The following is a 26,087-nucleotide window of genomic DNA, read 5'->3' as shown; positions in this document are numbered from 1 at the left end:
GTTGTGTTATTGTATTATTAGATTTCAAAGTTAATAATTGATTACAAGTATTAATAAGTAATAGGTATTAACTTATTCATAAAAATTAACTTGGTATTTATTTCAAAAATCAAATAGTATTAAAGGATTGTTAACTTCTCATGATTTAGTATTCATTACTTGTTAATATCTTGTGATTGTTTTTTAAAACTTTTATTAGGATTATCCAGTTAATTTTCCAAACCAAAATTGGTTATTAACAACCAAAAAAGTTAACCCTTTTTTTTTGGATACTTATCATTAAAAAATTTACACATACCAACATCAATTTTAAAAATACTTATTAAAAATCTATTGTCAACAGTCGTTATTAACAGTTGTTAATAACATAAGTATTTACTTTAAAACCAAATACTTTAGATAGCTAATAACTTGTTAATAGACTCTATTATTAACCAAATCAAATTAAAATATAAAAAAGTTATACCGTTATTAACAAGCTATAATAATCACTATTTTTTTTTTAAAATTTAAAAGAAAATAAATGATATATAGTATATATGTGAATAAGTCTAAAATTAAGATTTAATATTAGTTTAATATTCATTTAATTATAATAACGTAGCTTTGTAAAAACTTAATAACCAATCTTCTCCTTATATTAAGTTATCAATAACCGAATTTCAAGTATCTTAGAGATTCAATAGATTACAAATTAAATGACAAAAAAGAAACACAGGAAACCTTCAAATAATAAGATTTCCAACCTTACAAATACAATTCTTAGTATTTTAAAAAAAGATAGAAACCAAAGTTTTAATTATAAGCAAATTGCTGCTAAAATTGGAGTGAATGACGCAAGTAGCCGAAATCAAATTATAAAAAAATTAGCACAACTTAAAGCTAAAGAGGAGATTATAGAAACAGATCGTGGTAAATTTAAAGCAGTTGTTAACACAGAGTATCATACAGGTATTTTTGATGCAGCTCAACGTGGTAACGGTTACGTTATTTGCGATGCTTTTGATACAGATATATACATAGCTTCTAACAATGTTAACAAAGCATTAAATGGTGACGAAGTTGAATTATACGTTTATAAACGAAGAAAACAAGGTAAATTAGAAGGCGAGATTACTAATATTATTAAACGTGCTAAAACCGAGTATGTTGGTATTATACAAATTCACGAAAAGAAAAACTTTGCTTTTGTTGTAGTAGATGGCAATAAAATGAAAACTGACATTTTTGTGCCAATTAATAAAACTTTTAAAGCCGAAGATGGTGATAAAGTGGTGGTTACAATGGAGGATTGGCCAGATAAAGCAGATTCACCTAATGGTCGTGTAATTAAAGTTTTAGGTAAAGCTGGAGAACATAATACAGAAATACATTCTATACTAGCAGAATATGGTTTACCATACGAGTTTCCAACCGAAGTAGAGGATTATGCAAATTCCATTGATTTAAATATTACTGCAGAAGAAATAGCAAAACGTCGAGATATGCGTAAGGATTTAACCTTTACCATAGATCCAAAAGATGCTAAAGATTTTGATGATGCGTTATCATTTACAGTTTTAGATAATGGTTTATATGAAATAGGAATCCATATTGCAGATGTATCACACTATCTTAAGGAAAATACTGTTTTAGATGACGAAGCCTATGAGCGTGCAACTTCAGTATACTTAGTAGATAGAGTAGTACCTATGTTACCAGAAATTTTATCAAATGGTGCTTGTTCATTACGTCCTCATGAAGAAAAATATACGTTTTCAGCAGTATTTAAAATTAATGATAAAGCCGAAATTAAAGACCAGTGGTTTGGTCGTACAGTAACGTATAGTGATGCTCGTTTTGCATACGAAGAGGCACAGGCAATCATTGAAAATAACATTACTTTTAATAAAACCGAAATTATTTCTAATCCAGAAAAAATAGATACAACCATTCCAGATGAAGTATCATTAACTGGTAAACAGTATAATACAACTCCAGAAATAGCACAAGCGGTTTTAAAATTAGACGAGCTTGCTAAAAAAATGCGTAATAAACGTATGCAATCAGGAGCCATTAGTTTTGATAAAGTAGAAGTTAAATTCTCTTTAGATAAAGATGCAAATCCAATTGGTGTTCATTTTAAAACAAGTAAAGATGCTAACAAGTTAATAGAGGAGTTTATGCTTCTGGCTAACAAAAAAGTATCAGAATTTGTATCTAAAATGAAACCAGAAAAAACATTTGTTTATCGTGTGCATGATGAGCCAGATGAAAGTAAATTAGCTGCTTTACAAGGTGTAGTTGCTAAATTTGGTCATAAATTAAATTTTAATAGTAAAACCGGAATTGCAGCATCTTTAAACCAGTTATTAACAGATGTACAAGGTAAAAAAGAACAAAATTTAGTAGATACGTTAGCTATTAGAACCATGTCTAAAGCAGAATATACTACTAAAAATATAGGACATTACGGATTAGCATTTGGCGATTATTCACATTTTACTTCTCCAATTAGACGTTATCCAGATGTTATGGCACATAGACTATTACAACGTTATTTAGATGGCGGAAAAAGTGCTAATCAAGAAGAATATGAAGAGAAGTGTAAACATTCTAGTAACATGGAATATTTAGCGACTAAAGCAGAGCGCGACTCGATTAAATACATGCAAATTAAATTTATGCAAGACCATCAAGACGAGGAATTTGTTGGTGTAATTTCTGGTGTAACCGATTGGGGAATTTATGTAGAGATTATCTCTAATAAATGTGAAGGTATGGTTAGAATTAGAGATATTAAAGGTGATCATTTTGATTTTGACCAAGACCAATTTGCATTAGTTGGACGTGATACTAAAATAGTATATCAACTTGGAGATGAAGTTATTGTTAAAGTAAAACAAGCTGATTTAGTAAAACGTCATCTTGATTTTAACTTAATAGGTAAACACGAAGGTTAATAGTAATTAGCTTTTTTAAAGCCTCAATAATTTTAAAAAATGCATCAATTAACTATAAGTTTTTGATGCATTTTTTTGTTAGTTAAATTTATGGTTTAAGTTATTAACAGTAACTTTTTATTACATTTAACTACTAATAATTAAAACACATAACCATGATATTAACAACAACAAATTCTATTGAAGGATTTAGAATCATTGAATACAAAGGAATAATTACTGGAACCTCTTTTGAGATGAAAACAAAATTTTCTTTTAAAACCGAAAAAAATAAAGAGATAACAACAGACGTTATAAACGAAGCAAAAGAGCATGCTTTTCAAGAGTTACAAACCAATGCAAGCAATTTAAATGCAAATGCTGTAGTTGGCATAAATGTTGATTTTGAAACCGTAAATGGTTCTTATTTTTTTGTTTCAGTAACAGGAACAGCAGTTAATGTGGCTGCTCAAAAGTAGACTTTAAACTGTTTTAAGTGGGTCTTTATAGTTGTAATTAGTGACTATTTTTTTAAGAACTGTAACAAACCAAAAATAGAAGCCTCTTTATTAAAACAAAACCTTATTTAAGATGAAAAATTTATTAGTTACAGTTTTATTTTTTGCAACGACTTTAGTTTTTGCTCAAAATCCAAAAAACAAAAACGTTGGTGATTTTAACGAAGTAAAAGTCTTTGATTTAATTAAAGTAAGCCTTGTAAAATCGGACGAAAATAAAGTTATGATAACTGGAGAGGATGTGGATGATGTAGAGATTATAATTAAAAATAATACCTTAAAAGTACGCATGAAATTTGATCGTAGTTTTGATGGTACCAAAACTTTTGTAGCTGTACATTACACAGATTTAAAGGTCATCGATGCAAATGAAGGAGCAATTGTTGTTGGTAATGAGTTAATAACTCAGGATAATATAGAGTTACGTGCACAGGAAGGCGCATCTATAATTGTTGGTCTAGATGTCGATACAGTTAATGTAAGGGCTGTTTCTGGCGGAATTATTGAAACTAGAGGTAAAGCCAACACCCAAGACATTACGCTTAATACAGGAGGTATTTATGAAGGTCGTGATTTTGAAACAAAAAATACTACCGTTAAAGTTAGAGCAGCTGGTGAAGCAGAGGTTAAAGCTAGCAATTCTGTAGATGCACGTATTACAGCTGGTGGAAATATAGATATTTATGGTGATCCGCAAATAGTAACTAAAAAGCAAACCTTTGGTGGTTCTATAAAAGTAAAAAACGACTAAACTTTGTAACATGTAATATTATTAAGCTTCAAATCTAATTTGAAGCTTTTTCATTTTGTAGCAGTACTTCTATGTGTTAATTAAATAATTTCTTTACTTTGTAACTCACGCATTTAAACAATCCATGTTAGACGATATTCTTACAGCAATTCCTTTTGGTATAATACTTTCTTTTACCGTAGGTCCTGTATTTTTTGTATTGTTAGAAACTAGTGCTACCAAAGGTGTTAGAAGTGCATTAATCTTTGACTCTGGAGTCATTTTAGCAGATATTTTATTTATAGTTGTGGCTTTTTTTAGTACCGAAAAACTTTTAGGTAAAATTGAAAACGATCCTAATTTTGTAATTTTTGGTGGTGTTTTGTTGGTATTTTATGGTATTATTTCATTTATTAAAACATCTAAATCCTTTAGATCTATTGTTAAAGAATATCATAAAGTTGAATTAAAAAAAGGCTATGGTAAACTTTTTATAAAAGGGTTTTTACTTAACTTTATTAACATTGGTGTGTTACTAGGTTGGTTAGGTTTTATAGTTTTAGCTAGTAAAATTACAACCTCTCAAAACGGAGTTATTGTTTTTATAACCACAATGATAGTGGCTTATTTTGTTACAGATTTAGTAAAAATTATTGCAGCTAAACGTTTAAAAAATAAACTTACACCACGTCTTATTTTTAAAACTAAAAAAATTATCGCTTTAGTTATTTTAGGTTTTGGGATTTTATTGTTAGCTCAGGGATTTTTTCCAGAAGAAAAGGAAAAACTTAAAGAAAAGTTTGAGCAAATTAACCCATTATAATTTCAATTATTTGAAAACCTGTCCACCTAAAAAATTTAGTTTACTACTTCGTATTTGTATTTCAATAATACTTTTAGGTAACTTATTTAAAATTATGCATTGGCCAAATGCTTATCAACTAATGACTATTGGTATTAGTGGTATTTTGATAGTATATCCCATTAGGTTTTATTTTAAACAAGACAAAGAAACCATGGATTATATTAAAGTTGTTATGATTGTTTTATGGTGTTTAAATTTTCTTCTTGGATTTAATCAGGTATTTAGTTTTGGAGGTCTTTTAATACTGTTTGGTTGGTGGTTATTAATAGATAGTGCTCGCTATTTTAGTAATAATCAACTAATCCTTTCAACTATCTCACAAAAGGTATATTACGGTTTTATAGCCATTAGTATTGGTAGTATAGGTTTTGGTTCAATTTTTAAAATTCAACATTGGCCTTACGCTAATATCTTATTTACTTTAGGTGTTGTTTTGGCTTCTATATTACTAATTGTAGACTATTTTGTAAGACGTAAAACTAAATATGTCTAAAACGCAATATCATATATACGTTGTGGAATTATCTAAAAAAGTATTTACTCAAAATACAAAGTTTAGAGCTGCCAATCCACAGTTTAATGGTGTATTAGAATGTTTGTATGTTGGCATGACAAGCAAAACACCTAAGGAACGTTTTTTACAACATAAAACAGGTTACATTAATAAAAAAGGACACAAGTTATCGTCAAATATTGTCCAGAAATATGGTATGTATTTACGACCTAGTTTATACAATCATATTGGTCCAATTGCAACTAGAGCAGAAGCTTTAAAAATGGAAGAAGTATTAGCTTTAGACTTACGTCGAAAGAAATATGCAGTGTGGTTTAATTAACTTGTCATTGCGAGGTACGAAGCAATCTTTTCATAATTTTCAATCATTATTAGAAAAAATTAATGTTTTATCTAAGATTATACTTACTTGATTGTTATTGTGTTACCTGCTTTTAATAGTTTAAAATTGATCTAAAAAAATGACATAAAAAAAAGCGCTACTTATATAGTAACGCTTTCTTGAGGTGTCGAGCGGATTCGAACCGCTGTAGATGGTGTTGCAGACCACTGCCTAGCCACTCGGCCACGACACCCTTAATAGGACAGCAAATATAAAAATAATTACCGTTTTACCCTATTTCTGTTAGTTTTTTCTTTTTTCTGTTAATTCTACTGTAACCATCTGTACATCACCACCAATTGGAGGGTTTATTTTACTTACAGCAACTGTTGCAATTGTAATTAAGGTATCTTCTTTAAAAATACGGTCCAAAATACGCTTAGCAACATGCTCTAAAAGTGCACTTGGTGTCGCCATTTCTTCAACCACAACTTTATTTAAAAATACGTAATCTACTGTATCCTCTAATTTATCAGATGTTGTACTTTTTTGTAAATCTGCTTTTACTTTTAAATTTACTAAATAGTCACTTCCAATAGCAGTTTCTTCTTTTAAACAACCATGATATGCAGTAACGCGTATATTTTCAACTTTAATTATTCCCATTTTCTTTAAATTTTGAGCAAAAGTACCTAAAATAGTAGTTTACTAAATTTTTAAAGTGTGGTTAAATTCATTTCAACTAAAAAATAACTAATTTTACAGCTTATTATTAAGTTGATGTAATAGCAATAATCAATTACAATAAAGCAAAATACTTATGTCTGAAGATAAAAAATCACTCAATTTTTTAGAGCAAATTATAGAAGAAGATTTAGCCAATGGTTTAGATCAAAACAAACTACGTTTTAGATTTCCGCCAGAACCAAATGGGTATTTACACATTGGTCACACTAAAGCTATTGGTATTAGTTTTGGATTAGGTGAAAAATATAACGCACCTGTTAACCTTAGGTTTGATGATACTAATCCAGCAAAAGAAGAGCAGGAGTATGTAGATGCTATTAAAGAGGATATCTCTTGGTTAGGTTACAAATGGGCAAACGAGTTATACTCGTCTGACTATTTTCAAATTCTATTTGATTGGGCTGTACAGTTAATAAAAGACGGTAAAGCCTATGTAGATTCTCAATCTTCTGTTGCTATGGCAGAACAAAAAGGGACACCAACACAACCAGGAGTGGATGGACCTTATAGAAATAGATCTGTAGCTGAAAATCTAGACCTTTTTATGCGCATGAAAAATGGCGAGTTTGATGAAGGCGAACATATTTTACGTGCAAAAATAGACATGCAACATCCTAACATGTTAATGCGTGATCCTTTAATGTATCGTATTTTAAAGAAAGCACACCATAGGACAGGTGATACTTGGTGTATATATCCAATGTATGACTGGACGCATGGAGAAAGTGATTATATCGAGCAAATTTCGCATAGTTTATGCTCACTAGAGTTTAAGCCTCACAGAGAGCTTTACGATTGGTTTAAGGAGCAAGTATATGATTATTCTAAATCAGAGTATCCTATGCAACCTAAACAGCGTGAGTTTGCACGTTTAAACCTTAGTTATACTATCATGAGTAAGCGTAAGTTACTTAAGTTAGTAGAAGAAGGTATTGTTAATGGTTGGGATGATCCACGTATGCCTACAATTTCTGGGTTACGTCGTCGTGGTTTTACACCAACAGCTATTAGAAAATTTGTTGAAACTGTAGGAGTCGCAAAACGTGATAATATTATTGACGTTGCACTTTTAGAGTTTTGTATACGTGAGGATTTAAACAAAAAAGCACCACGTGTTATGGCTGTTTTAGACCCTTTAAAAGTGGTTATTACTAATTATCCTGAAGATAAAGAAGAATGGTTAGAAGCAGAAAATAACCAAGAAGATGATGCAGCAGGTTTTAGAAAAGTACCTTTTTCTAGAGAAATATATATAGAAAAAGAAGATTTTAAAGAAGAAGCTAGTAGCAAGTTTTTTAGATTAAAACTAGGTGGAGAAGTGCGTCTTAAAAACGCTTATATTATTAAGGCAGATAGCGTTGTTAAAGATGCAGATGGAAATGTTACCGAAGTACATTGTACATATTCTGAAGATACAGAACGTCGTATTAAAGGAACTTTACATTGGGTAAGTATTAAACATGCAATTAAAGCTGAGGTTAGAGAATATGATAGATTATTTTTAGACGAAGCACCAGATAGCCACGAGGATAAAGATTTTATGGAGTTTATTAATCCAAATTCTTTAAAAATAACCCAAGCATTTGTGGAGCCAAGTTTAAAAGATGCTAAAGTAGGAGAGCAGTTTCAGTTTCAACGTTTAGGATATTTTAATGTGGATAACGACTCTAAAGCAGACGCTTTAGTATTTAATAAAACTGTTGGTTTACGTGATAGTTGGGCAAAACAAAAACCAGCTGCTAATGCACAAAATAACCAACAAAAACAACCACAACAAAACAATCGTCCAGCTATTGAGCAAATAAAATCATACGGTAAAAAGTATGATAGGATGAAACCAGAACAACAAGATAAGGCTAAAGCCGAAATACAAGCACTAGCTAAGGACGTCGCCTATCAAGATTTAGAACCACTTTTTGGTACAGCAGTTAAAAAAGTAGGAACACGTGTTATTACTATGATAACCTTAGGTGTTTTACTAGATAATGGTTTAGATAAAAACGAAGCGATAACCGACTTTATTAACAAAGCGTTGGAAGACAAAAACGAGTTGCTAGTAAACGAAGCTAAAGCGCTTAACTAACAATTTAAAAACCTATCAAATGTAAAAATTTGATAGGTTTTTTTAGTATTAAAATTAGCTTTTACAAAGGCTACACTTATTTTAAGACTCTATTTACACGACAATTAGGCGTTGTTATTTATCTGTTTTATATACCATAATTAGTCTTTTTTTTGCTTGATATTATTTATAATAATGATAATAAAAGTGTTTTTAAAGTAGAATATAATAAATCATTTGGATTTTCATTTTTTAAGCGTGATGTTAAATTATTTATTACATTAAATCCAGTTTCTGCTAGAGGGTATTCCTTTTCAGTAGCATCAAGCTATTCCTCGTCGTCTTATTTTTCGTTTAGATTATCATCTTCAAGCAGTAGTTATTCTGGAGATGTAGCAAGTGGTAGTTGGAAATTATATAATGTTTTATTAAACCTTTATTTTGTAACGTTTTATGTTAATTAAGACTGATTAGTTAGTAATTAGTCTTTTATTTAAACCAGTGATACACTTTAAAATTTATAAATCGGTTACAGATTTACCTGATACTTGGGATACTTTACCGACTAATGATTTGTTTTTAAAAACTCCTTTTTTAAAAGCCTTAGAGCACTCTTGTCCAAAAAATATTAGTACAAATTATATTGGCTTATTTAAGGATAATAGTTTGGTAGGAATAGCAATTATACAACGCGTTAAACTTTACCTTGATGATGTCTTTAGAAATCCTACAGATAATGCCTTAAAACGCCTTACAAAAGCTTTAATAGCTACTGTAGTTAGAGGTAATGCTTTAATTATTGGTAATTTGATGCATACTGGTCAACATGGTCTGTATTATAATACTAAAATGATTTCTCAAACCCTGTTTTTGGATACTATTTTTAAAGTTATTGACGCGTTATCAATTCAAATTAAAAAAGAAGACAATAAGCGTGTTAGAATGATATGTTTTAAAGACTATTTTGAAACTGATAACATTCATCAAAATCAACATTTATTTACTAAAAACAAGTTGTATAAATTACAAGTCCAGCCTAATATGGTTTTAGATATAATACCAAGTTGGAGTAGTAGTAAAGATTACGTTTTAGCATTAAGTAAAAAGTATAGAAGTCGTTATAAATCTGCTTTAAAAAAAGCAACTAATGTTATTAAAAAAGAATTAGATTTAAATGAAATTAATACAGCTTCGAAGGATATTTATAGTTTGTACAAAAATGTTTCGGATAATGCCAAGGTTAATTCCTTTGTGTTGGATATAAGGCATTTTTTCTACTTAAAAAAAGAATTACAGCAAGATTTTAGGCTATTTGGGTATTATCTAAATGATCAATTAATAGGGTTTTATACCTTAATTTTAAACAATAACCAGTTAGAAACTTACTTTTTAGGTTATAATCCGGATTTTCAATCCAAGTACCAATTGTATTTAAATATGTTGTATGATATGTTAGATTTTGCAATTGTAAATGGGTTTAAAAAGGTGGTTTATGCTAGAACTGCTATGGAGATTAAAAGCTCAGTTGGAGCTAAGCCTAATGCTATGAGTATTTATATTAAGCATACTGATAATTTTATTTTAAATCCAACTTTAAAGTACATTGTAAACACATTAAATCCGGCTTCAAAGTGGGAGGAAAGACATCCTTTTAAATAAGACTTTAATAAATCTTTAGCATTATATTTTTTGATTTGAAAGACCTTTAGGTTAATTTAGGTAAATAACTTAAAATCATATAGCTATGACTACGTCTCAAGAATTATTGACAAAAATATCTCAAAAAACAATTGAAATTAAAGAACACTATCCAGAACTTCAAAAGTATCTAGATGAAACCAGAATTACCTTACCACATGGTGATAATAGTGCTGCTAAAGTGGATACGGAATCATTACAAAATTATTTAAATAGTTTAAATGAAATGGTAGCAAAATATAAATCCAATTCATAAAAAAAGCCTCACATTTTGTGAGGCTTTTTAGTATAATTTAAAGGATTAGTTTTCCTTTTTCTTTGCGTTTTTCATTGCTTCTCCAATTTGATTACTTGCTGTAAAACTTGCAACCATATCGTTTAACATATTACTTCCTGCTTGAGGCGAGTTTGGTAATAATATTAAGTTACTATTAGTCTCACTACCAATAGCTTGTAATGTATCATAATGTTGTGTTACAACAATTAAAGCAGAGGCTTCTTGACTGTTAATACCAACACGATTTAATACATCTACAGACTCTTCTAGACCTCTAGCAATCTCACGTCTTTGGTCTGCAATACCTTGACCTTGTAAACGCTTGCTTTCAGCTTCAGCTTTAGCTTTCTCTACTATTAAAATACGAGCAGCATCTCCTTCAAATTGCGCAGCAGTTTTTTCTCTGTCTGCAGCATTAATACGGTTCATTGCAGCTTTAACTTGTGCATCTGGATCTATATCTGTAACAAGTGTTTTAATAATATCAAAACCATAGTCTGACATAGCATCATTTAATTCAGTTTTTACTGCAATTGCAATATCATCTTTTCTAACAAAAACATCATCTAATTTCATTTTAGGTACTTCGGCACGTACCACATCAAATACATAACTTGTAATTTGCTCATGTGGATAATCTAATTTGTAAAAAGCATCATATACTTTTTGACTAATTACACGATATTGTACAGATACTTTAAGACGTACAAATACATCATCTAAGGTTTTAGTTTCGATAATGACATCTAATTGTTGGATTTTAAGGCTTAATCTACCTGCTATTTTATCTACTACAGGAATTTTTAAATGTAAACCTGATTGGCGTATGCTATGGAATTTACCAAAACGCTCAATAATAACAGCGGTTTGTTGTTTTACAACAAAAAATGAGGATAAAAAGACAAATAGTACCAGGACTATTAGGATAATAAAAGTTGGATTCATGAAAAATGGATTTAATGGTTATACTACTATGGTTACTAAATTAAGTTATATTTGCGGACTAACCCCTTAATTTACTATGAAAAAAATTCAATTCATCTTATTAGTAGCACTAACTATAGGTTTTGTTACAAAAAACTTTGGACAACATACTAATTACAAGATTAAAAACGGATTTTCTTTGGGTGGAGGAATCACTCAATTTGACATCATTACAGATAATTTTGAAACTAAAAAAGGTGATGGTTGGATTGCCAACATGACTGCTACAGTGGATATACCTCAAAAATGGTTTAATGTTAGTTATGGAATGCAATTGTCTGAAAACACTATTAGTACTTCAGGTTTTGATACACCTTTATCCAGTATTGCTCAAGATGTTGAGTATAAAATTTTTACTGCTCAAGTACAATTTTTATGGCATGCTAAACCTTTTAGAAGCTCTCATTTTACTATTGATTTTGGACCAATGTTGCAATACAATAGTGATTTAGAGCTAAGTGATGAGCAGCAAGAAGATTTTATTCTAGCAGATTTTGATACAGTTCAGGCTAAAGCTGTTAAAGATTTAAACAACTTTAATGTTAATGGTACTGTTGGTGCAACTTTAGGTATTGGTTTTTTTAAATTAAGAGCGCAATATATTTATGGTTTTACTAATATTTTAGGTGCATTAAATGACTCTGATTTTAACCAAGTTTTAGGTAGAGATTTTAAAGGAAACCAAAGTATGTTTGCCTTTACAGGAATGCTAACTTTTTAAAATAACATAAAAGACATAAAAAAAGCCATCTAAAATTAGATGGCTTTTTTTGTTTTATAGCGCTTGAATAAGCTTTTCTAATCGTTTAATGCTTTCATTTTTACCAATCATATACATGATATCAAAAACATCAGGTCCTTGTAAAGCACCAACTAAGGCTAAACGTAAAGGCATCATTACTTTTCCAAAACTAATGTCGTTTTTAGTTATCCAACCTTTAATTTCTGTTTGAAGGGTTTCTACCTCAAAATCATTAATATTTGACACAATAGCTAATACATCTGTCATTATAGCCTTAGTATCGTCTTTAAATGCTTTTTTAGAGGCTTTTTCGTCAAAACTTTTTGGAGCAACAAAAAAGTAACTGCTTAAATCCCAAAAGTCATTAACAAATGTGGCACGTTCTTTAATTAAGCCAACAACTAATGCAATATAATTTACATCAATAGTTTCTAATTGTTTGTGGTTTTTTTGAAAAGCTTCTGCTAAATGGTCGTTAGACTGCTCTTGCATATAATGGTGATTAAACCATTTAATTTTATCTGGATCAAAACGTGCTCCTGCTTTATTTACTCTGTTTAAATCAAAAGCAGCAACTAATCCTTCTAAATCAAAAATCTCTTGTTCTGTTCCTGGATTCCAACCTAAAAAGGCTAAAAAGTTAATAACTGCATCTGCAAAATAACCTTCTTCTTTATAACCAGTAGCACTATCACCAAATTCTGGATTCCACTCTAACGGAAACACTGGAAAGCCTAATTTGTCTCCATCACGCTTACTTAATTTACCTTTTCCTGTTGGTTTTAATATTAAAGGTAAATGTGCAAATTCCGGTTGTTCCCAACCAAAAGCTTGGTATAATTGATAGTGTAAAGCTAAGCTAGGTAACCACTCTTCACCACGTATAACATGCGTAATTTCCATTAAATGGTCATCTACAATATTTGCTAAGTGGTAGGTTGGCATACCATCGCTTTTAAATAATACTTTATCATCTAAAACATTGGTATCTATTTTAATATCACCACGAATAATATCTTTTAAGTGTAGTGTTTGATCTTGTGGACTTTTAAATCTAATAACGTAATCGTCTCCAGCATCTAACTTAGCTTGGACTTGTGCCTCTGTAAGGGATAACGAATTGCTTAATTTTAAGCGATTATGCCAATTATAGATAAATGTTTTACCATTAGACTCGTCTTGAGTTCTATGAAAATCTAATTCTTCAGAGGTATCAAAAGCATAGTAAGCATTTCCGCTAGCAACTAATTGGTCTGCGTATTGTTTATATAAATCTTTACGCTCACTTTGTCTGTAAGGTCCAAATTTTTCGTTTTTACCTGGTCCTTCGTCAAAAGGAATATTACACCAATTTAAGGCATCTACAATGTATTGTTCTGCACCTTCTACATAACGATTTTGGTCTGTATCTTCAATACGTAACACAAAAGTTCCATTATGCTTTTTGGCAAATAAATAGTTAAAAAGAGCTGTACGTACACCTCCAATATGTAAAGGTCCTGTTGGACTTGGTGCAAAACGCACTCTGACTTGTTTTGACATCTTGTTTTGTTTGAGATTACAAAGATAGAATAGAGTAGTAGAAACAACAAAGAAATACAGATAAAGAACAGTTTAAAGCCTGGCTTCTTTTCCGCGAAAGCGTATACCTTTAACAATAACTTATAATCCTAAATATTTAGGTGTAAAAATAAAAATGTATTTTAGTCAGTTAAATAGCAATTACTTGAATAATTTTAATACAATACAAACCAAATTAGAACAATTTATTAGAAAATATTATACTAATGAGTTGATAAAAGGTGCCATATTATTTTTTAGTATTGGCTTACTGTATTTTATTTTCACACTATTAATAGAGCATTTTTTATGGTTAAACTCTACAGCTAGAACCATTTTATTTTGGATGTTTATTATTGTAGAATTTACATTATTTGTTAGATTTATTATCCTACCACTAGCTAAATTATTTAAGCTAAAAAAGGGTATTGATTATAAACAAGCCTCCTCAATTATTGGAAATCATTTTCCAGAAGTTAGCGATAAGTTGCTTAACGTATTGCAATTAAAAGAAGACAATAGTCAGTCAGAATTATTATTAGCAGGTATTAATCAAAAGGCAGAAGAGTTAAGTCCAATTCCGTTTAAATTAGCTGTTAATTTTAAACAGAACATAAAATATTTAAAATATGCAGCCATACCAGTTTTAATATTTGTATTTGCTGCTATTTCTGGTAAATTAAATTGGTTTAGTGACAGTTACAAACGTGTCGTTAATTATCAAACAGCCTATGAGCCTCCTGCACCTTTTACCTTTTTTGTATTAAACGAAAACTTACAAACCACTGAAAATAAAGAATTTAGGTTACTAGCAACAACCCAAGGTAAAGTTGTGCCTGATAATGTTAAGATTACCTATAATAATCAAACGTATTTTTTACAACAACGTCAATCCGGAACTTTTGAGTATGTTTTTGAACAGCCTAAAACAGACATCACTTTTAATTTTACTGCTAATGGTGTAGTAAGTAAGCCTTATACTTTAAAAGTTGTTGAAGTGCCAACTTTATTAGGGTTTGACATGGTTTTAAACTATCCAAATTATACTAACAAACGTAACGAAACTTTAAAAGGTATTGGTAATGCTGTGATACCTCAAGGTACTAAAATTACATGGCAACTTAATACCAAAGCAACTGATAATGTAGATTTAATTAGTACTGACACCATAGCATTTTCAAGTAGTACATTAGGTTATTTTAAAACTAGTAAACACATATATAACAATTTTGATTATAGTATTAGTACAAGTAATAAAACGCTAAAAAATTATGAGAATCTAGCCTATAGTATTACAATTATAAAAGACCAATATCCTGATTTAAAGCTAGATGTTAAAGTAGATAGTTTGGATAACCAAACCCTTTATTTTAAAGGACAAGTTAGTGATGATTACGGTATAAGTAAATTGCAACTTGTCTATTACCCAAAGGATAATGATACAGATAAAAAATTGGTAATTATTCCTATTTCTAAATCCAATTTTGATCAATTTATTAGCGCTTTTCCTAATAATTTAGTGGTTAAAGATGGTGTATCCTACGATTTATATTTTGAGGTTTTTGATAATGATGCTGTCAATAAAAGTAAAAGCACAAAAAGTAATGTGTTTAGCTACAGAAAACGTACCAAAGACGAGGAAGAACAAAAGCAGTTACAAGAGCAAAATCAAACCGTTAAGGATTTAAATAAGTCCCTAGAAATATTTGATAAACAACAAAAGGAATTACAAGAGTTATCTAAAACGCAAAAAGAAAAATCTGAGCTTAACTTTAATGATAAGAAAAAGTTTGAAAACTTTTTAAAACGTCAAAAGGAGCAAGAGCAAATGATGAAACAATTTAATAAAAAGTTGAAGGATAATTTAGATGAATTTCAAAAAGATAATAAAAAAGAAGATCAATTTAAAGAAGACTTAAAACAACGTTTAAAAGATAACGAAGAACAACTTAAACAAGATGAAAAATTACTGGAAGAGTTAGAAAAGTTAAAAGAGAAATTTAGCAAAGAGAAATTTTCAGAAAAATTAGATAATCTTGCAAAAAAAGCAAAAAGCCAAAAACGAAGCTTAGAGCAATTAGTCGAGTTAACAAAGCGTTACTATGTCACCAAAAAAATGGAAAAAATTAGTAACGATCTTGATAAATTAGCAAAAGAACAAGATAAGTTAGCTAACAGTAAAGACGATCAAAATACCAAAGAGAAGCAAGACCAGATTAATAAACAATTTGAAGCGCTTCAAAAACAATTAGAAGATTTAGAAAAAGACAACCAAGATTTAAAAAATCCAATGGATGTCCCAAGAGATAAAAACAACGAGGAAAACATTAAGGAAGAGCAGCAGGACGCTAGCCAAAATTTACAAGAAAAAGAAGCTTCTCAGGACGCTCAACAAAAAAAAGATAAGCAACAATCTGCAAAACAAAAGCAAAAAAGTGCTGCTCAAAAAATGAAAAAAATGAGCCAAAGTATGCAGATGCAAATGGCTGGAGCAGCTCAAGAACAGTTGGAAGAAGATATTGCTATGTTACGTCAGATATTAGATAATTTGGTGATATTTTCTATGGATGAAGAAGCTTTGATGATGCAATTTAAAAGTATTGAAATTAACCATAACGAATATGCCAACTATCTTAAAAAGCAAAAAGAATTGCGCACACATTTTGAGCATGTAGATGATAGCCTATTTGCAATTTCATTAAGACAACCAAAATTCTCAGAAGACATAAATATAGAAATTAACGAGGTATACTATAATATAGATATGGCTTTAGAAGAATTTTCAGAAAACAAATTATATCAAGGTGTTTCCTCTCAACAATACGTTATAACCTCTGCTAATAATTTAGCCGATTTTTTAAGTGGAGCTTTAGATAATATGCAAAACCAAATGGGTATGCCATCTCCAGGACAAGGTGAAGGAGGTATGCCTATGCCAGACATTATTATTAGTCAAGAAGAGTTAGCTAAAAAAATGGGTGAAGCCATGAAAAAAGGGAAAGAAGGTAAAAAGGGACAAGAAGGTGATAAAGGTCAAGAAGGCGAGAATGGTAAATCAGGAGAAAACGGAAAAGATGGTCAAGAAGGAGGAGAAGGAGAAGGAGAAGGACAAGGTAAAGGAAAAGATGGTAAGCAAGGTCAAAACGGTCAAGGCCAAGGCGATAATCCATATGGTGAAAATGGATTAAATGAAGAAGGTAATGCCGATTTATTCAGAATTTATCAAGAGCAACAATTGTTGCGTCAAGCTTTAGAACAACGTCTGGAAAAAGATGGATTAGGAGAAAGTAGGGACGCAAGACAATTACTTAAAGATATGGAACAAGTAGAACTAGATTTGATTAATAAAGGTTTTACTAATCAGACACTAAGTAAAATGATGAATTTACAGCATCAGTTATTAAAATTAGAAAATGCAGTACTGCAACAAGGTCAAGAACAAAAACGTCAATCCGAAACTAATACTAAAGCTTTTAAAAACACAACTAATACTCAAGTGGATAAGGCTAAACAATATTTTAATACAACCGAGATTTTGAATAAGCAAAGCTTACCTTTGCAGCAAATTTATAAACAAAAAGCACAACAGTATTTTAAACAATAAAATGATTAGTTTTAATAACGAAACCGATTTTAAGCTTCTAGAAGAGGCTAAAATTTCTAAATGGATATCTTCTATTATTTTAAAAGAAAACTGCAAGGAAGACGAGATAAACTACATCTTTTGTGATGACGAATATCTTCATAAATTAAACGTAGAATTTCTTCAACACGACACATTAACAGATGTTATTAGTTTTGATTATTCAGTAGGAAAAATATTACAAGGAGATATTTATATTTCTATAGAAAGAGTAGCAGATAATGCTAAAGATTTTAAGGTTGATTTTGAAACTGAGTTACATCGTGTAATAATTCATGGAGTTTTACATTACTGTGGTTATAAAGATAAAACCGAAGCTGATGCTGCTTTAATGCGCAGCAAAGAAGATGAAGCTTTGGCTTTATTAAAAGCAATGTAATTGTTTGTTGTATATTTGCACGCTTTTAAAAGTAGAATAATATAAAACGTTCCACGTGGAACAATTAATTAAATAGTATTAAGCTAGACTTAATATTAATTCAATATAACATTATGTTTAACGAAGTATATGATGTAATTGTAGTTGGAGCTGGTCACGCAGGAAGTGAAGCAGCTGCATCTGCAGCTAATATGGGAAGCAAGACTTTACTAATTACCATGAATTTACAAAACATTGCACAAATGTCTTGTAATCCTGCAATGGGTGGAATAGCTAAAGGACAAATTGTAAGAGAGATTGATGCGCTTGGAGGTTATTCAGGTATTGTAAGTGATACATCTGCTATTCAATTTAAAATGCTTAATAAATCTAAAGGACCTGCAATGTGGAGTCCAAGAGTGCAAAGTGACAGAATGCGTTTTGCAGAAGATTGGCGTTTAATTTTAGAGCAAACTAAAAACTTAGATTTCTATCAAGAAATGGTTTCTGGTTTAATTGTAGAAAACGGAAAAATTGCAGGTGTAACTACATCGCTTGGTGTTAAGATTAAAGCTAAAAGTGTTGTGCTTACAAATGGAACTTTTTTAAATGGCTTAATCCATATTGGAGATAAAAACTTTGGTGGAGGTAGAGCTGGTGAAAGAGCTGCTACAGGTATTACAGAACAGTTGGTTAATTTAGGTTTTGAATCTGGAAGAATGAAAACTGGAACACCTCCAAGAGTGGATGGAAGGTCTTTAGATTTTTCTAAAATGGTAGAGCAACCTGGAGATGTTAATCCTGAAAAATTTTCATATCTAGACATTACAAAACCATTAACTAATCAGCGTTCGTGTCACATGTCTTACACAAGTGAAAAGGTTCATGATTTATTGCGAGAAGGGTTTGATCGTTCGCCAATGTTTAATGGTCGTATTAAAAGTTTAGGACCTAGATATTGTCCTTCTATAGAAGATAAGATTAATCGTTTTACAGATAAAAATAGACATCAATTATTTGTAGAACCGGAAGGCTGGAATACCTGCGAATATTATATTAATGGTTTCTCAACTTCACTTCCAGAAGATGTTCAATTTAAAGCATTACGCTCTGTAGTTGGTTTTGAAAATGTAAAGTTTTTTAGACCAGGTTATGCTATTGAATATGATTATTTTCCACCAACACAATTAAAGCATACTTTAGAAACTAAGTTAGTAGATGGTTTATATTTTGCTGGTCAAATTAACGGTACAACAGGATATGAGGAAGCAGCGTCTCAAGGTTTAATGGCAGGAATAAATGCAGCTTTAAAAGTGCAAGAACGTGATCCTTTTATATTACAGAGAGATGAAGCTTACATAGGTGTTTTAGTGGATGATTTAATAACTAAAGGAACTGAAGAGCCATACAGAATGTTTACTTCTAGAGCAGAATATAGAACGTTATTACGTCAAGATAATGCAGATATTAGATTAACACCTAAAGGTTTTGATTTAGGTTTAGCTAGCGAAAAACGTTTGCGCAGGATGGAAGAGAAGCATGAATCTGCTGAAAAATTTGTACAATTTTTTAGAGATACTAGTGTTACTCCAGACGAGATTAATCCTGTTTTAGAGGCTAAAGATTCTGCTGCAATTAGACAGCAGGATAAGATGTTTAAAATGTTTGCTAGACCTAATATTGGTATTGACGACATGAAGCAAATCCAATCAGTTTCTGATTATATTAAGGAACATGATTTGGATAGTGAAGTGATAGAGCAGGCCGAAATTCAAGTTAAATATTCAGGATATATTGCTAAAGAAAAAAATAATGCAGACAAGTTAACACGACTTGAAAATATAAAAATTCCACCAAATTTTGATTATTCAAAATTACAATCTATGAGTTTTGAAGCTAGAGAAAAACTTAAAAAAATACAACCAGTAACCATATCTCAGGCATCAAGAATTAGTGGTGTGTCACCATCAGATATATCAGTTTTATTGGTTTATATGGGTCGATAAAATTATTTAATAATTTCAACGTTCCACGTGGAACGTTGAAATTTTTTATTTCATATTACTATAATTAAATGATCTTGCTTTTAAAATTAAAGATCAAAAAACAACAAGTGTGGCTAGTCAAAATAATCAAAACGTATTTATAAAAGTTAAAGATCATTCTGTTTCAGGAGAACTTTTTGATCTAATTGAAAATAAAACTTATGGTTATTTGGAAACAGTTCCTAAACCAAGTTTAGATAAATTACCAGAATATTATAAAACCGAAGATTATATTTCTCATACAGATTCTAAAAGAAATCTACTTGAAAAAGTATACCATTCTGTTAGAGAAATATCTTTAAAACAAAAATTAAAATTAATTGATTCGTTTCAAACAACTCATAAAAACCTTTTGGATTATGGATGTGGAACAGGAGATTTTTTAAAAACTGCACACCAAAATGGTTGGCACGTTTCAGGAATCGAACCAAATGAGGATGCAAGGTTAATTTCTAATAAAAAAACAAATCAGGCTGTTTTAGATTTGTCGCAAATAAAAACATTTAAACCTCAAAGTTTTGATGTCATTACATTGTGGCATGTCTTGGAACATATTCCAAATTTACAAGAACAGATTTTAGTATTAAAATCATTACTTAAACCTAATGGTGTTTTAATAATTGCTGTACCAAATTATAATAGTTACGACGCTAAACATTATCAACAGTTTTGGGCAGCTTATGATGTGCCAAGACATTTATGGCATTTTAATCAAACTTCTATTTCTAATTTATTTAAACCAGTAAACTTAAAAATAGAATTTACTAAGCCTATGCTTTTTGATTCGTATTATGTAAGTCTATTGTCCGAAAAATATAAATCTGGACATATGAATATTTTTAAAGCTTTTTGGACAGGATTTGTATCAAATTATAAAGCAAGATCTACAAAAGAGCATTCTTCCTTGATTTATGTTTTAAAAAACACTTAAAAATTAATTTAAGAATGGCTGTTGTCAAAATAGGGTAGTGAATGTGTTATCATATTGCTTTTTTATAAAAGTCGCTTAAAAGGGCTTATTTGAAGCTGTTTTTAATAACTATTTCTTATATATGTTTTAAATATTTATAAGAATTTCTTATTGTTTTAAAATCTGTTAAAAAAAATAAAATTTGACATATTTAATTATTTACATTTGCTCAAAATCAAAAATAAATTAAAATGAAAAAAATATTAGGATTAGCTTTAGTTGCATTAGTATTTACATCTTGTCAAAAACAAAAAATTGCTTACGTTGATAATGGACTTGTTATTAATGAAATTAAAGAAAAAGTAGATTTAGAAGAAAAATACAATCAAAAGGATGAAGCTTTCAAAAGAAAGGTTGATAGCTTCCGTCAAGTTTTTCAAGTAGAATATCAAAAAGTGGCAACGCTTTCTAAAAGTCAACAAGAATCAGAATTACAAGCTTTAAATCAAAAAGCTCAAGGCTTACAACAAACTTGGCAAGCAGAACAACAAAAGTTTCAAAGTGAATATCAAGTAGAAATAGACTCACTAATCTCTAAGGTTAAAGGTTTTGTTAAAAATTATGGGAAAACTAATAATTACGATTATATATTAGGTACAGTAGAGAATTCTCCAAGCGTAATGTATGGTAAAGAAGAGAATGATATTACTAAAAAGGTCATTGAAGATCTTAATGCGGCTTATAAAAAATAAGACGTCATACAACTTTTTAAAAGGCGATTAACTACGGTTAATCGCCTTTTTTTATTTATAATACTTTAAATATCAGTCCTTTTATTATAAATAGTTATATTTAGTGCGCTATTAATTATATTCAATACAAACTATGAGAGGCTTGCTTGTGCACTGTGCTATCTTGTTTTCTATGTTTTCATTTACTTATGCTCAACAAGCAGTCCCTTTTACAACGCAAAAGGCGTTTTATATTTATGGTGATGCTACAGCAATAGGTAATAACATATTAAGTAAGGAGAAACAAACACCCTACAATGATCATTTATTAACCAACGATGATATTGATATGGTATACGTGGATATTGATAAGGATAGTTCCACGTTTTCTTCCAGTTCTGCAAATCTACAACTACCTGATAATCAATTAAAAATAGCTTATGCAGTGTTATATTGGTCTGCTACATATAGTTATATAAAAGGAACTAGAAGAGAGGAAAATTCTCAATATTATTTTCAAGGTAATCGCCAGAGAAACAGGTCTTTAATTAACAAAATAAAGCTTAAATTACCAGATGATAACTATCAAAATATATCAGGTAAAGTCTTATTTGATGGTGCAAAACACTCTGCTTTTGCTTTAAATGCGCCTTATGTTTGCTATGCAGATGTGACTAAACAGTTACAAAACGCTAAAATTATTAATGGTACTTATACTGTTGCTAATATAAATGCAACAGAAGGTTTTGTGTCTGGTGGTAGTGCTGCTGGTTGGATGTTATATGTGGTTTATGAAACTGCAACTAAAACACCTAAATATATCACCACATTTAATGGGTTTTCACACATTGGTAATGACCCTGAAATAATAGGTTTAGATAATTTTAAAACACCTGAAAAAGGTTTAACTACTACAGACTTAGTTTTAGCAACTTTAGAAGGCGATTCTGTATTAACAGATGATCAATGTATCTTAGCTAATCCAACGACTAAAAAAACCTGGCAATTACGCTCTGAGGAACGAGATAAAGATAACTTTTTTAGTAGCCAAATAACATCCTCCAATACGCTTGATAGTACACGATATCCTAATAGTAGTAATACATTAGGTTTTGATATCGCAACTGTAACTTTGCCAACTAATAAGGATGCTGTGATTGTTAACGGAACAGAGACAGTTGAATTAATTTTTAATACAAAACAAGACCGATTTTATCTGTTTTTTGCAGCATTTGAAACTGAAATTAGTGAATCATTTTTTAAGGAAATTGAAATAAATACTCCTCTTAATGCGGTAGTATTAACTTCTGAAAAAATAATTCCGGAACCAGATTTAACACCTTTAAAAAAAGAAGTTAAGGTTATGGAACAACCCATTGAAGTCATTTCTAAAACAGAAACTAAAACTATTGATAAAGCCCAAAAAGCATTAATAACAGTTAAACCGGTAACATTAAAGCAGCCGGAAAAATTAATACAACCTGTAAAGCAAGAGTTTGTAAGTCCTATGACTAGTGAGATAGCCACATCAAAATCTCAAATTGAAACTTTAGCAAAAGGGGAAGTCTTAATTACATCCTCATCTTACGCAAAAGCATTAAAATTGGAAGATAAACCACTTGAAACACAAGCTTTTAAGCTATTATTAGAAAAAAACGCAGCGTTAATAGAAGGTGCTAAAAAGGGTTATTACGTTGTTAATAAGCTGTTTTCTGAAGCTAAAAATGCTGTGAATTGGCAAAAACATTTAAAAGAAAAAGGTTATGATAGCCAAATTTTAATAGATGAGTCTAAGCAGTTATTTTATGTTTATGTCTTTCAAACCGAAAATTTTTATGACGCTTACATGCAACATAAAACACTACTTAGTCATCCGCTTTTTAAACAAAATTGGGTGTTTAAAGTAAATATGGAGGAGTATTAATTATTTTAGAAGGTATAAAGCCATTAAGGTTGGTATTAAATAAATAACAATAGTTCTTGCTCCATCATAATCCTTTGCAACACGTTGTCCAAACAGTAATAGCAATAAGGTTATAGCGCTTAAAATTGCCGAATAGAAGCCAAAACTAGTATTACTATCTATAACCAAAGTAATGCAACCTATTATAGCAAAAAGACCAGCAATAGTCTCTAAAACTAATATTATAGCTACATTTAATGGTACCATATTAGCCATAAAAGTTTTAGAAAAATGACCTTTTAACCACTCAATATTACCTTTCCAATCCGATATTTTGTCGTATCCAGATTGTAAAAAAGTAATGGCTAAAAAAAGTAGTAAAATTATTTCTGTAATGTTATTAAGTAAGTTATTCATAAGTATGGTTAGTTTATAATTAATGGTTAAGTATTAGCTGTAAAACTGGATCGCATTTGGTAGGATAAAAGCTTCTATTTTACCTGAACAAATTTGCTCTCCATCAGCTTGAAAATAAGTGTTTTTATTACTGGTTTCTATTACTAGTCTTTTGGTTTTAAAAGTTTTAACATGTTTATGCTTGACAATTTTACCATTAAATAATTTAAAAATATTTTTTATAATATCCCATTTGTAAAAGCTAGTAGCAATGGTGATGTCAAACAAACCATCTTTTGGGTTAGCCAAATGTGTTAATTGCATTCCTGATCCTGTGTATTTACAGATTCCAATCTGTATCATAAAGCAAGCCTTACTTGTAATTACTTCAGAATTTAAAGATACTCTAGTTTCAAAAAAATGATATTTAAATAATCCCTTTACTGCTCCTAAAATGTAAGTTAATTTACCAAAAGTCCTGTTTTTATTAACAATATTTACCACTAATCCATCAAACCCTATACCTGCAAGATTTATAAAATATTTATTTTGGATGTTTTTATTTAGGTAATTAATGCAACCAACATCTTGTGTGTTAGTTTTGTTATTTATAATAATGTCTAAGGCTTTATTAATATTTTTAGAAATACCATGTGTTTTAACCCAATCGTTACCTGTGCCAATAGGTATAATTCCAAAAGTTATGGATTTTGTGTCTATGTATTGTTGAGAAAACACACCATTAATAAAATTGTTTAATGTACCATCACCACCAATAATTATAAAATGTTTATGACCATTTTTTAAGGCTTCGTGTGTGATGTCAATCTCATGATTTTGATGTGAGGTAAAACAAAAAGTTATATTATAATAAAGATTTAGTTTGGGTTGTATTTTTTGCCAAACCCTTTTTCCATGTCCATTACCAGAAACAGGATTAATGATCACAAAAAAATTGCGTTTTACTGTCAATTTAATCTTGTTTAGCGTGTAGTAATCGTGTTAATTTAATACTTAAATCTGTTAGTATTATTTTAGAATTACCGTTACGTTCTATATGATAAATAGCATCATTTAACTCGGTGGAAATATCCATAATATTATTGTTATGAATAAAAGGCGCAAATTTAGCGATGTCAAAATTTTTGCTTTTAGTTTCAAAATAAACTAACTCCTCAGCACCATAATTTAATAGCATAGCTTGTCTAAAAAAGTCCAAACAAAAGTTTAAAAATTGTTTTTGTGTTTCTCGTCCAGTTTTAGCAATATCTTCGCTCCATCCAATTAAATCATGTATTGCAGCTTTGTTTCCTTTTGCTTTAAAAGCAGCACGAATCCAAAAAATAAACCATTTTTCAAATTGGTCATCTTCGCTATCATGATAGACTAAATCGCAAGCTTTATTGTAATTACCATCTGCTTGATGTGCAATTTTGGTTGCAGTTGCATCATCAAGATTAAATTGTTTAACTAGTCCTGCTTTAATATCATCTTCCGCTAATGGTGGAAAATGTAAAATTTGACAACGTGACCTAATCGTGTTAATTATCTGTTCTTCTTCTTCAGCAATTAAAATAAAAACCGTGTTATTTGGTGGTTCTTCAATTAGTTTAAGCAGTTTATTGGCAGCTTGTGTATTCATTTTTTCAGCCATCCAAATTAGCATGACTTTATAACCACCTTCATAAGACTTAAGGCTTAAAGCTTTGACAATATCTAAAGCTTCGTCAACACCAATTTGACCTTGTTTATTGTCAACACCTAATAATCTGTACCAATCAAATAAATTTCCGTAAAGTTGTTCTTTTAAAAGTTGTCTCCATTCTTCTAAAAAATAAGAAGAAACGGGATGTTTTTTTACCTTATCTGTTGTAGTTACAGGAAATGCAAAGTGTAAATCTGGATGAGAAAAATTATTAAACCTTAAGTTACAAGCTTCGTTTTCTCCTAAATTTTCTCCTGTACTATTTTTACACAAAATATATTGTGCATAAGCAATAGCCATAGGTAAGGTTCCGGAACCCTCAGGTCCAACAAATAGTTGGGCGTGTGGTATACGACCATTATTAGCACTTGTTGTTAAGTGTTTTTTAATATGATTTAATCCTAAAATATCACTAAAAAGCATAACGCAAATATAGTTTTCCTATTATTGAAAAAC

General features: G+C 30.1%; 23 protein-coding genes and 1 tRNA gene. 17 read left to right on the top strand and 7 right to left on the bottom strand.

The window, feature by feature from the left end:
- The first annotated feature begins 698 nt into the window (after positions 1-698).
- The 6 genes from M890_RS0105315 (at position 699) to M890_RS0105290 (ending at position 5,870) form a co-directional block, all read left to right on the top strand.
- Positions 699-2,942, top strand: coding sequence for a ribonuclease R family protein (locus M890_RS0105315; protein ID WP_028282538.1), 2,244 nt, complete (start codon positions 699-701; stop codon positions 2,940-2,942).
- A gap of 155 nt (positions 2,943-3,097) precedes the next feature.
- Complete coding sequence (locus M890_RS0105310) at positions 3,098-3,400, top strand: YbjQ family protein (protein ID WP_028282537.1); 303 nt, start codon at positions 3,098-3,100, stop codon at positions 3,398-3,400.
- A gap of 112 nt (positions 3,401-3,512) precedes the next feature.
- Positions 3,513-4,190 (top strand): head GIN domain-containing protein, encoded by a 678-nt coding sequence (locus M890_RS0105305; RefSeq protein WP_028282536.1) that lies wholly within the window; start codon positions 3,513-3,515, stop codon positions 4,188-4,190.
- A 124-nt stretch (positions 4,191-4,314) separates the two neighbouring features.
- Positions 4,315-4,992 (top strand): LysE family translocator, encoded by a 678-nt coding sequence (locus M890_RS0105300; RefSeq protein ID WP_028282535.1) that lies wholly within the window; start codon positions 4,315-4,317, stop codon positions 4,990-4,992.
- Positions 4,970-5,527, top strand: a complete 558-nt coding sequence (locus M890_RS15780) for a GldL-related protein (protein WP_394331859.1) — start codon at positions 4,970-4,972, stop codon at positions 5,525-5,527. The genes M890_RS0105300 and M890_RS15780 overlap by 23 nt, the downstream gene beginning before the upstream one ends.
- Entirely contained in the window at positions 5,520-5,870 is a 351-nt protein-coding gene (locus M890_RS0105290) for a hypothetical protein (protein ID WP_028282534.1), read from the top strand. The genes M890_RS15780 and M890_RS0105290 overlap by 8 nt, the downstream gene beginning before the upstream one ends.
- 182 nt (positions 5,871-6,052) lie before the next feature.
- Here M890_RS0105290 and M890_RS0105285 read toward each other — a convergent pair.
- Positions 6,053-6,123 (bottom strand) — tRNA-Cys (locus M890_RS0105285).
- 50 nt (positions 6,124-6,173) lie between these two features.
- Positions 6,174-6,536, bottom strand: a complete 363-nt coding sequence (gene folB / locus M890_RS0105280) for a dihydroneopterin aldolase (protein ID WP_028282533.1) — start codon at positions 6,534-6,536, stop codon at positions 6,174-6,176.
- A gap of 154 nt (positions 6,537-6,690) precedes the next feature.
- On the opposite strand from folB, the gene M890_RS0105275 reads away from it, so the two are divergent.
- The 4 genes from M890_RS0105275 (at position 6,691) to M890_RS0105260 (ending at position 10,633) form a co-directional block, all read left to right on the top strand.
- Positions 6,691-8,700, top strand: coding sequence for a glutamine--tRNA ligase/YqeY domain fusion protein (locus M890_RS0105275; RefSeq protein WP_028282532.1), 2,010 nt, complete (start codon positions 6,691-6,693; stop codon positions 8,698-8,700).
- A gap of 152 nt (positions 8,701-8,852) precedes the next feature.
- Positions 8,853-9,143 carry a hypothetical protein gene (locus M890_RS0105270; RefSeq protein WP_028282531.1) on the top strand — a complete coding sequence of 97 codons (291 nt, stop codon included), beginning with the start codon at positions 8,853-8,855 and terminating at the stop codon, positions 9,141-9,143.
- A gap of 37 nt (positions 9,144-9,180) precedes the next feature.
- Positions 9,181-10,338: a GNAT family N-acetyltransferase gene (locus M890_RS0105265; protein WP_028282530.1), complete on the top strand. Its 1,158-nt coding sequence runs from the start codon at positions 9,181-9,183 to the stop codon at positions 10,336-10,338.
- An 85-nt stretch (positions 10,339-10,423) separates the two neighbouring features.
- Complete coding sequence (locus tag M890_RS0105260; protein WP_036597175.1) at positions 10,424-10,633, top strand: hypothetical protein; 210 nt, start codon at positions 10,424-10,426, stop codon at positions 10,631-10,633.
- A gap of 45 nt (positions 10,634-10,678) precedes the next feature.
- On the opposite strand, the gene M890_RS0105255 is transcribed toward M890_RS0105260, so the two are convergent.
- Positions 10,679-11,599, bottom strand: coding sequence for an SPFH domain-containing protein (locus M890_RS0105255; RefSeq protein WP_028282528.1), 921 nt, complete (start codon positions 11,597-11,599; stop codon positions 10,679-10,681).
- Between the two features lie 76 nt (positions 11,600-11,675).
- On the opposite strand from M890_RS0105255, the gene M890_RS0105250 reads away from it, so the two are divergent.
- A complete protein-coding gene (locus tag M890_RS0105250; protein WP_028282527.1) occupies positions 11,676-12,359 on the top strand; it encodes a hypothetical protein in 684 nt (227 codons plus the stop codon).
- Between the two features lie 54 nt (positions 12,360-12,413).
- Here M890_RS0105250 and gltX read toward each other — a convergent pair whose 3' ends face one another.
- Positions 12,414-13,922 carry a glutamate--tRNA ligase gene (gene gltX, locus M890_RS0105245; protein ID WP_028282526.1) on the bottom strand — a complete coding sequence of 503 codons (1,509 nt, stop codon included), beginning with the start codon at positions 13,920-13,922 and terminating at the stop codon, positions 12,414-12,416.
- 184 nt (positions 13,923-14,106) lie between these two features.
- Between gltX and M890_RS0105240 the strand changes: the two genes are divergently transcribed.
- The 6 genes from M890_RS0105240 (at position 14,107) to M890_RS16390 (ending at position 23,551) form a co-directional block, all read left to right on the top strand.
- Positions 14,107-17,544, top strand: coding sequence for a coiled-coil domain-containing protein (locus M890_RS0105240; protein ID WP_028282525.1), 3,438 nt, complete (start codon positions 14,107-14,109; stop codon positions 17,542-17,544).
- 1 nt (position 17,545) lies between these two features.
- A complete protein-coding gene (gene ybeY, locus M890_RS0105235; protein WP_028282524.1) occupies positions 17,546-17,962 on the top strand; it encodes an rRNA maturation RNase YbeY in 417 nt (138 codons plus the stop codon).
- A 113-nt stretch (positions 17,963-18,075) separates the two neighbouring features.
- Positions 18,076-19,947: a tRNA uridine-5-carboxymethylaminomethyl(34) synthesis enzyme MnmG gene (gene mnmG / locus M890_RS0105230; RefSeq protein WP_028282523.1), complete on the top strand. Its 1,872-nt coding sequence runs from the start codon at positions 18,076-18,078 to the stop codon at positions 19,945-19,947.
- A 109-nt stretch (positions 19,948-20,056) separates the two neighbouring features.
- A complete protein-coding gene (locus M890_RS0105225; protein ID WP_028282522.1) occupies positions 20,057-20,917 on the top strand; it encodes a class I SAM-dependent methyltransferase in 861 nt (286 codons plus the stop codon).
- Between the two features lie 230 nt (positions 20,918-21,147).
- Positions 21,148-21,648, top strand: a complete 501-nt coding sequence (locus M890_RS0105220; protein ID WP_028282521.1) for an OmpH/Skp family outer membrane protein — start codon at positions 21,148-21,150, stop codon at positions 21,646-21,648.
- 172 nt (positions 21,649-21,820) lie between these two features.
- Positions 21,821-23,551: a hypothetical protein gene (locus tag M890_RS16390; protein WP_051437453.1), complete on the top strand. Its 1,731-nt coding sequence runs from the start codon at positions 21,821-21,823 to the stop codon at positions 23,549-23,551.
- Here the strand turns inward: M890_RS16390 and M890_RS0105210 are convergent, their stop codons facing one another.
- From M890_RS0105210 to M890_RS0105200, 3 genes are read right to left on the bottom strand one after another with little or no spacing between them, the layout of a single operon-like run.
- Positions 23,552-23,947 carry a DoxX family membrane protein gene (locus M890_RS0105210; RefSeq protein WP_028282520.1) on the bottom strand — a complete coding sequence of 132 codons (396 nt, stop codon included), beginning with the start codon at positions 23,945-23,947 and terminating at the stop codon, positions 23,552-23,554. It abuts the gene before it with no gap.
- Positions 23,948-23,980: 33 nt separating this feature from the next.
- Entirely contained in the window at positions 23,981-24,898 is a 918-nt protein-coding gene (locus M890_RS0105205) for a diacylglycerol/lipid kinase family protein (protein WP_036597173.1), read from the bottom strand.
- 1 nt (position 24,899) lies between these two features.
- Positions 24,900-26,054 (bottom strand): DNA polymerase III subunit, encoded by a 1,155-nt coding sequence (locus tag M890_RS0105200; protein ID WP_028282518.1) that lies wholly within the window; start codon positions 26,052-26,054, stop codon positions 24,900-24,902.
- Positions 26,055-26,087: the final 33 nt, after the last annotated feature.

It is taken from the genome of Olleya marilimosa CAM030 (assembly GCF_000518485.1).
In the GTDB taxonomy this organism is placed as follows: domain Bacteria; phylum Bacteroidota; class Bacteroidia; order Flavobacteriales; family Flavobacteriaceae; genus Olleya; species Olleya marilimosa.
The sequence above is the reverse complement of the archived record's forward strand: the minus strand, read 5'-3'. Positions and strand labels throughout refer to the sequence as shown.

Excerpts from the sequence above, each read along its gene's own strand:
- M890_RS0105315 (WP_028282538.1), top strand. The coding sequence starts at position 699 with ATGACAAAAAAGAAACACAGGAAACCTTCAAATAATAAGATTTCCAAC.
- M890_RS0105310 (WP_028282537.1), top strand. The coding sequence starts at position 3,098 with ATGATATTAACAACAACAAATTCTATTGAAGGATTTAGAATCATTGAA.
- M890_RS0105305 (WP_028282536.1), top strand. The coding sequence starts at position 3,513 with ATGAAAAATTTATTAGTTACAGTTTTATTTTTTGCAACGACTTTAGTT.
- M890_RS0105300 (WP_028282535.1), top strand. The coding sequence starts at position 4,315 with ATGTTAGACGATATTCTTACAGCAATTCCTTTTGGTATAATACTTTCT.
- M890_RS0105290 (WP_028282534.1), top strand. The coding sequence starts at position 5,520 with ATGTCTAAAACGCAATATCATATATACGTTGTGGAATTATCTAAAAAA.
- folB (WP_028282533.1), bottom strand. The coding sequence starts at position 6,536 with ATGGGAATAATTAAAGTTGAAAATATACGCGTTACTGCATATCATGGT.
- M890_RS0105275 (WP_028282532.1), top strand. The coding sequence starts at position 6,691 with ATGTCTGAAGATAAAAAATCACTCAATTTTTTAGAGCAAATTATAGAA.
- M890_RS0105260 (WP_036597175.1), top strand. The coding sequence starts at position 10,424 with ATGACTACGTCTCAAGAATTATTGACAAAAATATCTCAAAAAACAATT.
- M890_RS0105255 (WP_028282528.1), bottom strand. The coding sequence starts at position 11,599 with ATGAATCCAACTTTTATTATCCTAATAGTCCTGGTACTATTTGTCTTT.
- M890_RS0105250 (WP_028282527.1), top strand. The coding sequence starts at position 11,676 with ATGAAAAAAATTCAATTCATCTTATTAGTAGCACTAACTATAGGTTTT.
- gltX (WP_028282526.1), bottom strand. The coding sequence starts at position 13,922 with ATGTCAAAACAAGTCAGAGTGCGTTTTGCACCAAGTCCAACAGGACCT.
- ybeY (WP_028282524.1), top strand. The coding sequence starts at position 17,546 with ATGATTAGTTTTAATAACGAAACCGATTTTAAGCTTCTAGAAGAGGCT.
- mnmG (WP_028282523.1), top strand. The coding sequence starts at position 18,076 with ATGTTTAACGAAGTATATGATGTAATTGTAGTTGGAGCTGGTCACGCA.
- M890_RS0105220 (WP_028282521.1), top strand. The coding sequence starts at position 21,148 with ATGAAAAAAATATTAGGATTAGCTTTAGTTGCATTAGTATTTACATCT.
- M890_RS16390 (WP_051437453.1), top strand. The coding sequence starts at position 21,821 with ATGTTTTCATTTACTTATGCTCAACAAGCAGTCCCTTTTACAACGCAA.
- M890_RS0105210 (WP_028282520.1), bottom strand. The coding sequence starts at position 23,947 with ATGAATAACTTACTTAATAACATTACAGAAATAATTTTACTACTTTTT.
- M890_RS0105200 (WP_028282518.1), bottom strand. The coding sequence starts at position 26,054 with ATGCTTTTTAGTGATATTTTAGGATTAAATCATATTAAAAAACACTTA.